This is a genomic window from Exiguobacterium sp. s192, from assembly GCF_018618795.1.
Classification (GTDB): Bacteria; Bacillota; Bacilli; order Exiguobacteriales; family Exiguobacteriaceae; genus Exiguobacterium_A; species Exiguobacterium_A undae.
Window position 1 is genome coordinate 25,402 of sequence record NZ_JACSMS010000003.1, and the last position, 15,505, is coordinate 40,906.

15 protein-coding genes are annotated in these 15,505 nt (G+C 49.6%); 11 read left to right on the forward strand and 4 right to left on the reverse strand.

Features of this window, described 5'->3' with window-relative positions; all coding sequences use genetic code 11:
* Positions 1 to 58 precede the first annotated feature (58 nt).
* The 8 genes from KNP87_RS07265 to KNP87_RS07300 all read left to right on the forward strand — a co-directional run bounded on the left by KNP87_RS07265 (position 59) and on the right by KNP87_RS07300 (position 8,832).
* Positions 59 to 976 carry an ABC transporter substrate-binding protein gene (locus KNP87_RS07265; protein WP_214721256.1) on the forward strand — a complete coding sequence of 306 codons (918 nt, stop codon included), beginning with the start codon at positions 59 to 61 and terminating at the stop codon, positions 974 to 976.
* Positions 977 to 1,070: 94 nt separating this feature from the next.
* Positions 1,071 to 2,798, forward strand: coding sequence for an IucA/IucC family protein (locus KNP87_RS07270; protein WP_214721257.1), 1,728 nt, complete (start codon positions 1,071 to 1,073; stop codon positions 2,796 to 2,798).
* Complete coding sequence (locus KNP87_RS07275) at positions 2,755 to 4,401, forward strand: IucA/IucC family protein (protein ID WP_214721258.1); 1,647 nt, start codon at positions 2,755 to 2,757, stop codon at positions 4,399 to 4,401. Before KNP87_RS07270 ends, KNP87_RS07275 begins: the two co-directional genes overlap by 44 nt.
* Positions 4,388 to 5,596 (forward strand): AMP-binding protein, encoded by a 1,209-nt coding sequence (locus KNP87_RS07280; RefSeq protein ID WP_214721259.1) that lies wholly within the window; start codon positions 4,388 to 4,390, stop codon positions 5,594 to 5,596. The genes KNP87_RS07275 and KNP87_RS07280 overlap by 14 nt, the downstream gene beginning before the upstream one ends.
* A complete protein-coding gene (locus KNP87_RS07285; RefSeq protein WP_214721260.1) occupies positions 5,593 to 5,847 on the forward strand; it encodes a phosphopantetheine-binding protein in 255 nt (84 codons plus the stop codon). The genes KNP87_RS07280 and KNP87_RS07285 overlap by 4 nt, the downstream gene beginning before the upstream one ends.
* On the forward strand, positions 5,847 to 6,848 hold the full coding sequence (locus KNP87_RS07290; RefSeq protein ID WP_214721261.1) for a DUF6005 family protein: 1,002 nt from the start codon (positions 5,847 to 5,849) through the stop codon (positions 6,846 to 6,848). Before KNP87_RS07285 ends, KNP87_RS07290 begins: the two co-directional genes overlap by 1 nt.
* Positions 6,793 to 7,620, forward strand: coding sequence for a sugar phosphate isomerase/epimerase family protein (locus KNP87_RS07295; protein ID WP_214721262.1), 828 nt, complete (start codon positions 6,793 to 6,795; stop codon positions 7,618 to 7,620). The genes KNP87_RS07290 and KNP87_RS07295 overlap by 56 nt, the downstream gene beginning before the upstream one ends.
* Before the next feature lie 99 nt (positions 7,621 to 7,719).
* Positions 7,720 to 8,832, forward strand: coding sequence for a glycerol dehydrogenase (locus KNP87_RS07300; RefSeq protein ID WP_071499770.1), 1,113 nt, complete (start codon positions 7,720 to 7,722; stop codon positions 8,830 to 8,832).
* Positions 8,833 to 9,000: 168 nt separating this feature from the next.
* On the opposite strand, the gene KNP87_RS07305 is transcribed toward KNP87_RS07300, so the two are convergent.
* Complete coding sequence (locus KNP87_RS07305; RefSeq protein ID WP_214721263.1) at positions 9,001 to 9,432, reverse strand: hypothetical protein; 432 nt, start codon at positions 9,430 to 9,432, stop codon at positions 9,001 to 9,003.
* A 275-nt stretch (positions 9,433 to 9,707) separates the two neighbouring features.
* Between KNP87_RS07305 and KNP87_RS07310 the strand changes: the two genes are divergently transcribed.
* Positions 9,708 to 10,832: an FAD/NAD(P)-binding protein gene (locus tag KNP87_RS07310; protein ID WP_214721264.1), complete on the forward strand. Its 1,125-nt coding sequence runs from the start codon at positions 9,708 to 9,710 to the stop codon at positions 10,830 to 10,832.
* A gap of 41 nt (positions 10,833 to 10,873) precedes the next feature.
* On the opposite strand, the gene KNP87_RS07315 is transcribed toward KNP87_RS07310, so the two are convergent.
* Both KNP87_RS07315 and KNP87_RS07320 read right to left on the reverse strand, forming a co-directional pair.
* Positions 10,874 to 11,806, reverse strand: coding sequence for a peptidoglycan DD-metalloendopeptidase family protein (locus KNP87_RS07315; protein WP_214721265.1), 933 nt, complete (start codon positions 11,804 to 11,806; stop codon positions 10,874 to 10,876).
* Between the two features lie 385 nt (positions 11,807 to 12,191).
* The gene (locus tag KNP87_RS07320; protein WP_214721266.1) at positions 12,192 to 12,926 is read right to left on the reverse strand and encodes a peptidoglycan DD-metalloendopeptidase family protein; all 735 of its coding nucleotides are present in this window, start codon (positions 12,924 to 12,926) and stop codon (positions 12,192 to 12,194) included.
* A gap of 355 nt (positions 12,927 to 13,281) precedes the next feature.
* Between KNP87_RS07320 and KNP87_RS07325 the strand changes: the two genes are divergently transcribed.
* The gene (locus KNP87_RS07325; protein ID WP_214721267.1) at positions 13,282 to 13,752 is read left to right on the forward strand and encodes an NUDIX hydrolase; all 471 of its coding nucleotides are present in this window, start codon (positions 13,282 to 13,284) and stop codon (positions 13,750 to 13,752) included.
* Between the two features lie 125 nt (positions 13,753 to 13,877).
* Here the strand turns inward: KNP87_RS07325 and KNP87_RS07330 are convergent, their stop codons facing one another.
* Positions 13,878 to 14,456: a hypothetical protein gene (locus KNP87_RS07330; RefSeq protein ID WP_214721268.1), complete on the reverse strand. Its 579-nt coding sequence runs from the start codon at positions 14,454 to 14,456 to the stop codon at positions 13,878 to 13,880.
* A gap of 170 nt (positions 14,457 to 14,626) precedes the next feature.
* On the opposite strand from KNP87_RS07330, the gene KNP87_RS07335 reads away from it, so the two are divergent.
* Positions 14,627 to 15,502, forward strand: coding sequence for an SDR family oxidoreductase (locus KNP87_RS07335; protein WP_214721269.1), 876 nt, complete (start codon positions 14,627 to 14,629; stop codon positions 15,500 to 15,502).
* Positions 15,503 to 15,505 lie beyond the last annotated feature (3 nt).

Sequence of the window (15,505 nt, forward strand, 5' to 3'; positions counted from 1 at the left end):
TAGTGATAATGATTATCATTACTAGTGAAGAACGAGAGTGAGAGGGGAAAAGAACCACATGAAAAAAATCATCAGTGTCACATCCGTCCTCGCGACGTGTGTTGTATTAGCCGCCTGTGGAGGCGAGACAAGCGAACAACCGACAAAAAAAGCAGCCGCCGTCCACACCGTTGAACATATTTTTGGAAAGACGGAAGTTCCGAATGATCCGAAAAAAGTGGTTGTCCTGTCGCACGTCTCGTGGGAAGGATCGCTCGTCTCCGTCGGTGTCAAACCGTATGCCGTGATGGCGTACGATAATGAGTTTCCACCACACTTGACGAAAGAACTCAAAGGGACGAAGGCGTTGCCGTACGCGGACGAAATCAATCCGGAAGAAATCGTCAAACTGGATCCGGACTTGTTGATCATCAGTGACCGGTATAAACCGCTGTATGACAAACTGTCGAAAACGATCCCGACGGTCGCCGTCGAGGTAGGTGGTGACTGGAAAGAGGATCATCTGAAAGTCGCGGAAGCGGTCAACAAGAAAGAAGAAGGACAAGCAGTCATCGATGACTTAGCGAAAGAAGCAAAAGACATCGGTCAACGGATCAAGGAAAACGTTAAGGACGAGACCTTCATGGCGGTCTCGGTCAACAAAAAAGATATTCGGGTCTACGGTCTGACGAACCACGCGACGAACTCGCTGTTGTTTGATGATATCGGACTGACACCGACGAAAGGTCTGCCAAAAGACTTTGGGGAAAACATTTCGATCGAAGGACTAGCGAAATATAATCCCGACCACATCATTGATCTGTCGTACTTCAACAGTGGACCGTACTATGATGAAGTGACGAACGGCAAGGTCTGGAAAGGGCTGACAGCAGTTAAACAAGATCAAGTCCACCAATTGTCGACGACGTGGGGCTTCTGGGATCCAATCGAACGCCAAAAAGGATTAACAGAACTGGAAGACGTCTTATTGAAGTGACCAGATGAAGAGCAGGAGAAAGAACGGGGCAACCCGTTTTTCTCTTTTCCATGATTGAGAATGATTATCAATTGTTAGAAGGAGTGTGACAGTCATGACGACACGTACAGAACGAACCGAAGAGATTGCAACCCATGCAACGCTCCAAGCTTTCGGCAACAGCTACCTCCGTGAAATCGACATGATCGAGTGGTTCATTCCAACAGACGAGGAGAACGTCCGGTTCGGTGAGACGGCCTGCCGGATCGACGTCGGGACCGTCTACGTTCTAGAAATTCGACGCCGTTCACGGATCGGGCGTCACGAAATCGGACGAATTTACCGGCAAACGAGCTGCGGATGGACGGAGGAAGCACCATTGACGTTCATCATTGCCTGTTGCCAACATCTGCAACGGCTTGCTCCCGGAGTAACGGATTTATTGTACCGGGTCCTCGACAGTCACCGGGGTATGTGTCACATCATCGCGCATGAGCTGAATGAGCCGATTTGCCCGGAGACGTTTCTTGAATACGAGCAGACGGTCCGGTTCGGACATTGGTTCCACCCGACGCCGAAAAGCCGGGTCGGCATGCATGACTGGGAGCAAGTCGCGTATGCACCGGAATTCAGGAACGGGTTCCAACTCGATTATTTTGCGGTTAATGAGTCCCTGTTGACGGAAGGCAGTGCGACGGATCAATGGATCAGTGAACAGATGCGGAAGCAACTCGGATCAGCAGTGGCACTGTCAGCGTCAGAACGCCTGTTACCCGCGCATCCTTTACAGGCGCAACATCTTTTGTTGCAGCCGACCGTGCAACAGTTGCTCGCGACGAACCAACTCCGCCATCTCGGCCGACTGGGTCCGACGTACTTCGCGACATCCTCGATCCGGACGGTCCTGCAAGCAGATCGGTCGCACATGCTGAAGTTTTCGATTCCGGTCCAAGTCACCAATTCGCGCCGGGTCAATAAACGGCACGAACTGACTGCGGGACTCGTCATGCGGCGTCTCGCCGAACACATTTCGTTTCCGGACGGCTTTTCGATTACCCATGATCCGGCATACGCAACGGTTCAGACCGGTGCAGACGAGTCCGGTTTTGAAGTCATCTACCGCGAAGCCCAGGATGATGCGATCAACGTCGCGGCACTCGTTCAGGAACCGCTCGATCAAGAACCGTCCGTCTTGGTATCGCTCGTCTTGAAGTCAAAGCGAGCGGATCAATCGCTGTCTCAAGCGGCCCGGGACTGGTTCGAGACGTATATCGAACTGACACTCGGGACCTTGGTCGAGTTGTATGAACACTACGGGATTGCGCTCGAAGCGCACCAGCAAAACAGTCTGATCCGGTTTGAACAGGGGCGTCCTGTCAGCTACCAGTTTCGCGATAATCAAGGCTATTATCTCGCCCGTTCGAACAAAAACCAGCTAATCCATCTGGAAGCCGCACTGGCAGAAGCACCGGAATTGTTCTACGACGAGACGACGATCAAGGAGCGGTTGACGTATTACATGATCTGGAATCACTTGGCCGGTCTGATCCACCGATTTGACCGCGACGGCTTGCTTACGGAATCAACGATGCTCGAGTGGGTCGGAACGTGGTGCGATCAAAAAAGTCAGATTTTATCGGGACGCGGCAAGGATTGGCTCGAATATGTCCGTTCACGGCCGACGTTACCGTATAAAGCGAACTTGTTGACACGGCTCCATGCGCTCGACGAACTCGAAGTCAGCGGCGAGCGGGTGATCTTCATCGAAATCGACAATCCATTACACCGGGAGGTCCGCCATGCGAACGACGAACGAACGACGTGTCTGCAAACAACTTCTTGAAGCCATCCTGTTTGAACGGATCGAACCGTTCATCGAACACCGGCGACAGGGACAGACGACGTTTCGTTTTGTCCGTCCGCCGTATGAGCTGACAGTCGACGGCAGACGGGGAGCGTTTGACCGCGTCTGGCTCGACATCGAGACGGTCGTCTTGACGCGGGGAAATCACGCGCAATCGCCGACGCTTGAGCACATCATGGACTGTTTTCAACTCGCGGAGCCGCTGCGGTTGGAACTGCGTCAAACGGTTCAGTTTGCTGACGCGTGTCCGACATATCCCGAGCCGCGGACGCATTTGTCCTACGAACAACTGGAACAAGCATTGATCGAAGGGCACCCGTACCATCCGTGTTTTAAGTCCCGGATTGGCTTTTCACCTGACGACCACTCGCGCTATGGACCGGAAGCAGGACAACGTTTCCGGTTGCGCTTTATTTCCGTCCCGGTATCGATCGTTCATCAACAACGTATGGATGGTGTGATGGAGCAGACGTTTGGGCACGAGACGTATCTCCGGTTGCAGGAAAAGTTAAGTGCTGCAGTCGACGTTCCGACCGGTTATCACATCCTGCCCGTCCACCCGTGGCAATGGCAACACGTCGAAGCGGATGTCCGTGCATCCGGCGGCATCGATCTCGGGGAAGCCGGTCCCTTGTTTCAAGCAACGCAGTCGATCCGGACCGTTTTTCGACCGGATGCGCCGACCGTTCCGCACATCAAGCTCCCACTCGATTTGATGCAGACGTCCTCACGACGGACGTTCACCGTTCCGAACATCGTCGCAGCACCTGTGTTGTCCGACTGGTTGGTCGACCGGACGCAAAAACTGCCGGTGACCGTGCTCCGGGAATTCGCCAGTCAAGTCGTGGAGACGACAGACGGCAACTTGTCGGGACGAATCGGCTGTTTGTACCGGGACAATGTCTTGGCGGCTGTGTCACCGGACGAAACGGTCATTCCGTTGACGGCACTTGCCCTCCGCGAAGAGAACGAGACTCTGTTTCTGGAACCATGGTTCAAATCATACGGACGGGAGCGGTGGCTGAAACAGTTTCTGACCGTCTATTTGGAACCGGTGTTCCGGCTGCTCATTGAAGAAGGAATCGCGGTGGAGGCGCATGCCCAAAATGCTTTGCTTGTCTTGAAGGACGGTTGGCCGACGCGGCTAATGTTACGGGATTTTCATGACAGCGTTGAATTTGTCCGTTCCTTTGTCCGACGTCCGGAAAAGATTCCGACGTTCGATACGCTGCATCCGGCCTTTCGCTCAACGACTAATCTGTACTACGAGATGGACCAGGTCGAAGCGTTACGCGAGCTGGTCGTCGATACGGTGTTTGTCTTTCATCTGACGGAGTTGTCGCATCAGCTGAAAGAAACACACCAGCTCGACGAGACGACCTTTTTTTACTGGACCGCCGACATACTCGCTGGACTGAATTTGCCACCGGCTCGTCTCGAAGCGTTACAACTCGATACGCCGACGGTCTATACGGAGTCGCTCGTTGCGCGGAAATTCAACACGACGCAGTGCCGGCACCTGATCCGCAATCCTCTGCAATCTCAAACACCGAAAGGAAGCGAAACGCATGTTATACATTGAAGACACGTTTTATACGAAACAGATGCTGACCGATCACCCGGTCTGTCGACTCAATTGGCTCACGGATCCCGCACAGACGGTCGTTGCCGTCTGCGTCAAGGACACAGCGGCATGGATCGCGTTTTGTCTCTATATGAAACAGATGCACGGGACGGTCGTACCGCTCCATCCGGATTTGCCGGAAGCCGGAGCAAGACGTCTGGCGGCACAAGCGGGATGTGATTATTTGGTGTATGCCGATTTTCATCAGCCGATCCGTTTGACCGCGTCAACGAATCGACCGGGTGGATTGATTCAGTTCAGCTCCGGGACGACCGGCGACGCGAAAGTCATTCACCGGACGTGGGCTTCGATTGACGAGGAACTGGCTTCCTATGGTCAACGTTTTCCGTTATCAGCGACGACCGGCACCATCGTTGCCTGCCCGACGTCGCATTCATTCGGATTGATTTGTGGGGTCTTGGCGACACTTGCGCGCGGAGCGATACCGATTATCTTGGAAAACTTGTCACCGAAGCATATTTTATACGTCTGTCAGGTACATCCGAACGCCATTTTGTATGCCGGACCGGGACTCGTCTATTTACTCAGCCAATTTAAGCAACGGCTGTTTGCGGTGATGATTTCCGGAATGACCTTGCCGACCGTCTGGTTTGAAGCGATTCGGGACGTAACAGATCATCTGTTGCAACAGTACGGCTGTTCGGAAATCGGCTGCATCGCCTTACATCCTGCTCCGAAATCAGCTCAAGCGATCGGTTATCCGTTGCCGCATCTGCAAATCCAGACCGGCACCATCGACGAGCCGGCTGAGTTAAAGGTGAAGACAGGAGACCAGTGGCTCGGAACCAAAGATTTAATGGGGCAGACGAGTACCGGCGAATTGCGGTTCTTCAGTCGTCTCGACGAAATGATCAATGTGTCCGGTCTGTCGGTGTATCCGGCGGATGTTGAGGATGTATTACTCCGTCATGATGATGTCGAAGAGGCCGTCGTCTTCAAGCGGACGGACCGTCTGCAGGGGGAACGTGTCTGTGTCCAAGTCGTCAGCTCGGCGACGGAAGACGCGTTGCGGACCTATTGTCGGGAACAGCTTGCACCGCATCAATGTCCGTCGGATTGGGCGTTTGTGCCGGCCATTGAAAAATTGCCAAACGGGAAAATCAGTCGCGTTCGTCTGGGGGTGACATCATGAGTCCACTTCTTGATTACACGTCATTTTGTCAGATTGTCGAGGAACAGCTGGAAGTGACTATGCAACAACCAGTGTCGGGAGGCGAACGGCTTCGGGACGACCTCCAGCTGGATTCGATGCGGCTGTTGCAATTGCTCGTTCATCTGGAACTTGAACACGGGTATGTCCTGGCTGATGAACAACTTGCTCAACTGCCGCAGATGACGGTCGATCAGTTGCTGCAATCGTTGGTACAAAAGGAGGTCGTCTGATGATTAAAGTCCACTGTCTCGTCAGTTGTGTCTGTGAAGTAATCAAACGATCGGACGCCGACCATCGTCCATACTACTTTGGCATCTGGGACGCTGACTTTGCGTTAACGTCTGAGTTTGTCCTGTCCCACCATGCGGCGCATATCAGTCATGAAGCGATGCTCGATTGGTACCGCTTGCTGTATGGAATCAACGTTCAGTCCTGGTACGATTCGTCCCGTTCGAAAGCGGCGAACCTCACCGTTCTGGAACAGTTCATGAAAACCAAACGACCGGAACAATCCGTCATCGTCATGCTCGACCTCGCCCGGTTACCGGAGCGGGAGAATAAATTCCATCACGAGGTCTTTCCGCATTACGTGATGCTCGAACCAACGGATGATGAAGACAGGTGGCGGATGCTTGATCCGGACTTCCGGTATGAAGGTGAATTTGATCGGACACGGATTCTTCAGGCGATCGATCAGCCGACCGTTGCCGGTGGCTTTTGGTTTGACGGGAGTCAGGTCAAATTGCCGGACACGGAAACCGTCTCCGCGTATTTCATGAGTGGTCTTAAGCGGCACCATCCATTGACGGAAGCGGTCGAACAGGTCATCTTACACCATGCGTCGAGACCGGAAAAGTTGCCGGAGGCGTTAAAGCAACTACCCGTCATCGCCATCCGCAAATATGCTTATGAGCATGCCTTTGCCTATTTTTATGAACGCTTGGGCATTGATTTAGTGGCGTCCGATTTTGACGACTGGTGTGACAAAATCGAGCAATTGGTCAATCAATACACGATCATTCAACACCGGGCGATCAAATACAGCATGACGCGCGATCGGGCAGATTTACAGGATATCCAACAATGGCTCGTCGCACAAACGACGCTCGAAGATGACATCAAACGGCAGCTCGTCGATTTGTTCAGCCGATTTCAACAGAAAGAAGGGGAAACGGATGCAACTCGCACTTTGTACGATCAGCTACCGGCATCATCTACGGTCATTCGATGAGTTGGTGAGGTTTGCCGCAGCAAATAAGTTTGAGGCGATGGATGTTTGGGGTGTTCATGCGAAGCATCTGCAGGAAGCTGACCTCGTCTTGTTGCAAAACAGCGGAGTTCATGTCAGCATGCTCAGCCATTACCTGTCGTTTGACGCTCCGATGTCCGTCTTGCTTGAACAGACGAAAGCCTTGTCTCGCCTCGCCCAGCGGCTCGGAACCCGCCGGATCCGGATTTTTGCCGGTCACAAGGCGAGTCAAGAGTTGACGGAGGCGGAACGGGCGCGACTTGTCTATCAATTGAGCGGTGTCTGTAAAGTCTTGGATCAAGCGAAGCAGTTGGTGTTGCTTGAAATCCATCCGAATACGGCGGCCGACACGATCGAGTCGACGGAGCGGTTATTGCATGAGGTCAATCATCCGGCCTGCCGCGTGAACTTTGACGTTCTCCATGTCGTCGAATCCGGCGCCGATCCGGTCGCGGCTTACCGCCGGCTCGAACCGGTCATCGAACACCTTCACTTGAAGACGGTGGCACGAGCCGATCAATTCGACGTCTTTGAACCGGCAAATGTCTATGCGGCAAGCGGATCGCGGGACGGCATGGTGCCGTTATTTGACGGTATCGTTGATTACGACCGATTTTTTGACGAACTTAAATCGGCGCTGGTTGCGAAAACGGCGAGTCTCGAATGGTTCGGAGAGCATCCGGATGAACGATTGGTGACTGACGGACGATTGGTACGTCAACGTTTGGCACGACCGGTTCTGCAATTCACCTAATGTTCACGGCTCAAGGAGTTTAGAGGACCGGACGAAAAGGAAAGCAATAGAATGTAAGTCATTGTTGATGGTCTCGTTGAAAAAGAAAGGATGTTGAACATGTCAGAACGTGTTTTCATTAGTCCGGCAAAGTACGTCCAAGGAAAAAATGTCATTGATCGGCTCGGTACATACGTGAGCCCGATTGGTGATGTGGCCCTCGTCATCGCGGATGATGTCGTCTGGGGAATTGTCGAGGAACGTGTCCAAGCTTCATTTTCAACTGAAGGAATCAAAATCGAAAAAGCGGATTTCAGCGGAGAAGCCTCAAAGCATGAAGTCGAACGGATTGCGACGCAAGCGAAAGACGTCGGTGTCAAGTTCGTCATGGGTGTAGGCGGCGGGAAAACGCTTGATACAGCGAAAGCCGTCTCCGACGAACTCCATCTGCCGGTCGTCATCGTCCCGACCATCGCGTCGACTGATGCACCGACCAGTGCCTTATCGGTCATTTATTCCGATGAAGGAATTTTTGAGAGTTATCGATTCTACAACAAAAATCCCGATCTTGTTTTGGTCGACACGAAGTTGATCTCGGAAGCACCGGCACGCTTCTTTGCCTCGGGAATCGCCGATGCACTGGCGACATGGGTCGAAGTGCGGAGCGTCATTGCTTTTGGCGGATCGACGATGGCCGGTGGACGCCCGACGATTGCAGCGGAAGCCATCGCGAAACGGTGTGAAGAGGTTTTGTTTGAGCACGGACGCCTCGCCTACGAGTCGGTTCAGGCGAAAGTCGTCACGCCGGCCCTCGAAGCCGTCGTCGAAGCGAACACCTTGCTGAGCGGTCTTGGTTTTGAGAGCGGGGGGCTTGCGGCAGCGCACGCCATCCATAACGGCTTCACGGCACTCGACGGGGACATCCATCACTTGACGCACGGTGAAAAGGTTGCGTTCGGGACACTTGTTCAACTGGCCCTCGAAGAACATCCGCAAGAAGAGATTGAGCGATATATTGCGTTTTATATGGATCTTGGTCTGCCGGTCACACTCGAAGACGTTAAATTAAAAGATGCGTCACGCGAAGACATCCTTAAAGTCGGACAGGCGGCGACGGCAGACGGGGAGACGATCCACAGCGGATTTGATGTCACTGCTGATGAAGTGGCGGACGCAATCATTGCAGCAGACCGTTATTCGAAAGCCTATCAAGCGAAACGGGCTAAATCTTAAAACGGTCCGGTCTGATTCAGGAGTAGCTTTGAAATCAGTAATTGCCCTTCCTTTCCACAGGAGTCGAGGGGATATATGTTTCCGTCCGACATCAATCAAATGGCCGATGATCCTTTTAATAGGTTCATCGGCCATTTCAATCTGAAATCATCACTTTTCATAATCCTTCTACTCGCTTTTCGCGATATTGTTTATGACCATCGGATCACTATAAGAAAGAATATAAAATTCTTGCTCATGCGTCCTGATGACAAATAAATTTAGTTCACCACGTTCGGTGTAGATTTCTTTTGTTTTCATATATTTCTCGGCAAACTCACCAAAAATCGACTCTTTTAGCTTCACGATTGGATAGGGATTTCTGAGTCCGTCATCAAGGATTCCATGCTCTTGGAGAGTTCCCATGAACACAGCATACTTTTCGAAGCGCATCAAAAAATAGTCGCGCGAAGGATCACCTATGATTAACTTTGACACATCGTCAGCTCCATAAAAGTATAAATCGATCGCGTAATGGTCATTTCCCTTCAATGACATCGTATCCAATTCCAATTCGTAGTCTTCAACGCTGAGTAAAAAATCAAGATCTATGTTATTCAACAAGACACCTCCTATTACAATTAGAAAATTCATACAATTTAAACTTCTTTCGTTTTATCATACTTGAATTCCTTCCTCTAGGCTACGATTAGAAAGGTAGGAGTCCTAAGTGATTCAACTTCACGATCAAAAATAAATCAGGGTAATCCTGTCGTGATGGATGTCGCAGTTTAAGCATTTTACCGGCGAGGAGGGGTTGAATTGTTGAGCAAAAATCGTTACAGTTATTAAAGCGTAATGATTACGATTTAATAACTGTAACGGAGGATTTAGAGATGAACCAACCATACGAATGGCTTATCATCGGTGGAGGAGTCCACGGGATGACCGTATTCCATGCTTTACTTGAACGTGGCGTCAAACAAAAAAACATCGCCATCATCGATCGACATGCGACACCGTTAGCGAACTGGCAACGACAGACGGCACGAATTGAGATGCCTTATCTGCGTTCGACACGTGTGCACCATACATCGACAAATCCAACGAGCTTGCGCCGATTTGCCGATGAACAAGAGTATACGTCTCAAGCCTTTAAAGATACATATGGTCGTCCTTCACTGGAACTGTTCAACGACCATGCGATACAGTTGGCAAAACAAAATGGGGCTGATGAGAGCTGGTTTCAAGCGGACGTATCAGGATTAAGCAAATCAGTGGAGTACTGGCAGATCAAGACGTCAAACCGGACCTTTCAAGCGAAGCGGGTCGTCTTGGCTTTAGGGCAGTCGGAACGTCTTCATCTGCCGGACTGGGCGGATGCTACGCAACATGTCTTCGAAGAACGTGAAGAAACACCACCTGTTCTTGTCATCGGGGGAGGAATCAGCGCCATTCATTATACAATCCGTTGTGCCAAAAAGTTTCCGGGACAAGTAACGTTGATTACGAAACGTTCGCTGGAGCAAAGTGCCTTTGACGCGGATCGGAAATTCATGGGACCTAAAGGACTGACACCATTCAAATCGCTGTCACTGCGTGAACGGAGACAGCTGATTGCAGCTGAACGGAAACCGGGGACCGCACCACAGGAATTGATCCAGCGGATGCGCCATCTCATTCGAAGCGGTCACGTCATTCATCAAATCGGTGAGGTCAAGCAACAGACGACGGGTGGTGTGATGCTGACGGACGGAACGGATCTGAAAGGGATGACCATCGTGTGTGCGACCGGAATTCGACCGTTGACGATTCAAGGTTCCTGGCTCGAAAGCGTCCAACGACAGTTTGACTTGCCATTATCTCCGTGCGGAACGCCCGTCTTGAATGAGGAAACGTTTGAGTGGGGGGAAGGACTCTATGCGACAGGAAGTCTTGCCGATTTAACGGTGGGTCCGTTCGCACGATCCATCTACGGTGGACAGGTCGCAGCAAGAGCGATTGTAACAGCGGTGTTATGAACCTAAAAATGGACCTGAGCGGAAGCTTCAGGTCCTTTGGCTTATAAATAGTTGAGGGGATTGACACTGCTTGCGGCAGATGTCGCACTGTAGACGTATGTTCCGCGGTGAAGTTCGAAGTGAAGGTGCGTACCGAACGCGTTACCTGTTGCGCCGACCGTTCCAAGAACTTGACCTTTAGAGACCGATTGTCCGACGGAAACCGAGCGGCTGTTCAAGTGGGCATAGAGACTCGTGAACGAGGCACCGTCAATCGTATGTTTGACCATGATGTAATTACCGTAGGCGCCTTTATACTGCGATGTGATGACTTTACCGGCCGCTGTCGCATAGACCGGTGTGCCTTTCGGTGCGCCGTAATCGATGCCGTTATGGAACGTGTAACCATACACACCGCTGGCTTTTCCATATCCTTGCGTAATCGGACCGCTCGTCGGCGTAATGAAATCGTTGGACGCTTTTGTAGCACCGCCGGACGACTTCGTTAAACTGGTGACAGTATACTTTTTGACATAGTCGGCGTGAACAAACCGTTTGTCCCCGTTGTATAAAAACTTGATCCAGTCACCCGTCCGGCCAAGATAACGGAACGTTTGACCGCTGTTGACGGTTCCGACCTGCTGGCTGCTCGTCGAAGAACTGCTGCGAACACGTAAGTTATCGACCATGACCTTGATTTTGTAGGAAGTCGTGACGGAATACTTTTTGACATATGTAGAAGAGACGTATACTTTTTTCGAACCGTAGAGAATTTTTGTCCAGTTCCCCGTACGTCCTAAATATTTATACGTATCTCCTTTATCGAGACCTGTGATGACACCGTATGTCGTTTCTGGACCGGTCCGTGCACGAAGCCCGTCTTCCATGACTTTGACTTTATAAAACGTTGCGGCATCTGCTTTTGGAACAGCATATGTAGAAAATCCGGCGACGGCGATGGCTGAGACCGTCAGCGTAGTAAATAATTTCTTCAATTCAGTAAATCCTCCTTTAAATCTGTAAGGCTGCGATCAGTGTGTTCTATGTAATATCACTATATGAATTTCTTAGATGAGTGTACCATTTGTCAAAATGTTTAAATATTACAATATTATTTCTATAGTGTTTCACAATTTTATATTTTATTGATTGAAAAATGATTATTTACTTTAAATGGTAAAATAATCCTCTTTTAAAATGAAGGTAAAAAAGGGGTCTGGAGCTGACGAGAGTTGATTTTTTGTTAAAAGAGAACAGAAATGTTTGTTTCATTATGGTATGCTGAATTTCCCAATAACTAGGATAAGTTTATTTCAAACGATCTATTTTAAGAAAGGTTTAAAAAAACGGACACCCGATATCGAGTGTCCGACGTTGTGCTTATAAGACGTTAAGCGGGTTGATGCTGTTTGCAGCCGAAGAGCCACTGTAGACGTAACCACCACGGTGAAGTTCAAAGTGAAGGTGTGAACCCGTTGAGTTTCCGGTGCTGCCGACGTTTCCGATTTTTGTACCTTTTGCAATTGATTGACCGGCGTAGACCGAGCGACTGCTGAGGTGGGCATAGACACTTGTGTACGTAAGACCGTTCACTTTATGTGTCATCATGACATAGTTGCCGTATGCGCCTTGGTAGCCGGACTTGATTACTTTACCGGAAGCAGTTGCACGGACCGTTGTCCCTGTCGCTGCTGCGATATCGATGCCGTTATGGAACGTGTATCCGTAGCGGCCGCTTGCACTTCCGTATCCTTGTGAGATGGATCCGCTCGTCGGACGCAGGAAGCCTGTTGAGAACGATGCTTTTTTAGCTGTTGCCTTTGTTCCTGTGCTGTAACGTTTTACATAACCTGAGTAAACATAGCGTTTCTTGCCGCCGTACGAAATTTTAGTCCAGTTGCCTGTTTTGCCGTAATACTTAAACGTTTGACCAGCGTTGACGCCAGCGACGATTTTGTAGTTAGTCGAAGGGCCTGTCCGGACACGTAATCCGTCTGCCATGATCTTGACTTTATAAGAAGAAGAACTAGCAGCTTCAACTTTACCTGTACCCGTACTTGCGAATCCCGAAACGACGAGTGCGCTCATTGTTACTGTTGTCAAAATACGTTTCATGTTGTAATTCCTCCTGATGTTGAAAAAAAGTGACGGTTGATGAAAGTGGATGACAGATCACGGTCTGTCGATTGGATATGACGTATATGTGTAGGCTGTATATGAATACTGCGTTGTAGTGGTGAATTGAATAAACCGAGTATAGCATCGGATGTTTTGAAAATAACATTTCAGTTTGATTTCTGAATTATACTCAAATAAGTTATATTGTAATCTGTTGTTTGGGATAATTCTGAAATGCAGGCATACCAACCTATTCGTTTGTAACAAAAACCGTGTATCTTGAAATATTCAGGAATATGGGAAAATGTGAAAAAGTATGGGTCGATAACAAAAAAATAAGGAGTGAAAAACGATGGATATCAATTTCAGAGTGGAGAACCAGCGATTTAACCACCGTGCAGCTGCTGTGATCATTAAGGACGGACATCTGTTGATTCATCGAAATGTCCGGGATGATTTTTGGGCATTGCCGGGTGGACGGATTCGTTTGATGGAGCCCGGGGAAGCGGCGGTCATCCGCGAAATCAAAGAAGAATTGGGTCTTGCGGCAGAGGTCAGCCGTTTTTTATCGGTTCACGAAAACTTTTTTACATACGATGAAGTTTCTTTCCATGAAGTCGGCTTTTATTATGAAGTCACCGTGTTGGATGACATGACGGTCACGACCGAAGAGTTTTTTGGGGTGGAAGGACAAGAATTAATGTATCGGTTTATTCCGCTTGAGGAGTTATCGACGGTCACCCTCTATCCTGTTCAGTTGCAGACGATGCTTGAAGCAGGTAAGTGGGATCGGTTATTCCGGGACAATGGGAAAACGTCTTAATAGAAAGAAGAGTTGGCGCACATTATAGCGTCAACTCTTCTTTTGGTTTCCGGGATTACGTGATGCTCTGCATCTGACCGTCAGTCGTTTGCTGTCAGTAATTCAATCGGTTGCTTAAAACTCTTTTAAAGCAGTGCAGAGAGAGCCTTCGACTGACATGTATCGTCATTCGAGTAGATCGAAAAAGACCGGGCGTAAAATTCGGGCACAAAAAGTGTGACCGGTCGGTCGTCCCGGTGATCCACTGTGAACGTTCTGGAATCGCCTAAACTGTCTGCAATTAAAGCAACGACTTGAAGATTTGGGGCGGTCGAAAATAACGTAAGGTCGTCCATATTATGTGTGATCAATTCGATTAAGGGAAACGTATGAATCAAATCATGGACGTCGCGTATATCGATCTGAACGTACAGATCGCCGTCTACGTCGGCTAAATAATTGAGTGTTAAATGAGTATTCCGGCAATGGGTTGTCACATTGTCCTCCATTAATCCATTAAACCGAATATAAAAGTAGAGAAAATCGATGTTCGCTTCCTGAAGCGTCGTCTGTAAAACATCTTCAAGAAATAAGAACTTTTTCGGGAAATCAACGAAGTAACAGTGTGATAACGGTTGTTGACAGTCGAACGGTGCCAATTTCTTTACTTCAACATCATTCATTTTTTGTAAACGGACAGGAATCAAGCGAACCTCCTTTTCCATTGCGATGTCAACTATTGGATGACATGCGCTCTGAGACCATTATTCGATGTCCAGTCGATTTGACCTGCTTTTAAAATATTTGGGATTATTTCTTGGAAAACGTTTATTGCGGTATGGCAAGGGAATGTTAATGAAGGTAGTCATTAAATATTGAAAAGGGGTTGGGTCATATGCGCGAGGAAGAATTAGAGCAGATGCATCAACAAGCACGGGGACAAACACAGGATCAGCAACCGGGAATCGAATCCGAAATGAATCCTGAACCGGTGTACGACGACCCGGAATATGTGGGATCAGGTAAGTTGAAAGGTAAAGTGGCGTTGATAACAGGCGGAGACAGCGGCATTGGGCGTGCTGTCGCGATTGCTTATGCCAAAGAGGGCGCAAACGTCGCCATCGTTTACTTAAATGAGGGACGGGATGCAGAAAAAACGAAACAATTGATCGAAGGGTATGGTGTCAAGGCACTGGCATTTGCGAAAGATGTCAGTCAACCGGAGAATGCCCAACCGATCATTGATCAGGTCATTCAAGAATTTGGTCAATTGAATATCCTGGTCAACAATGCTGGAAAACAGTTCCCGCAAGACGATTTCTTGGCGATCACACCGGATCAGTTAAAAGAGACGTTTGAAACGAATCTCTTTTCGATGTTCTATCTGACGCAGGCTGCGTTACCGCATTTGAATAAGGAAGATTCGATCATCAATACATCGTCCGTCACGGCGTATCGTGGGGCGCCATCACTGATTGATTACTCGGCAACCAAAGGGGCAATCACGACGTTGACGCGTTCGCTGGCGTCAAACTTGATTGAAAAGGGGATTCGCGTTAATGCCGTCGCACCCGGTCCGATTTGGACGCCGCTCATCCCGGCGACGTTCTCAAAAGAAAAGGTCGAAGCGCACGGGGAAGACACACCAATGAAACGCCGCGGGCAACCGTCTGAAAACGCACCGGCATATGTCTACCTGGCTTCACGCGACTCAAGTTACGTCACCGGTCAAACGATTCATATCAACGGCGGCGACTACATCACATCATAAGGA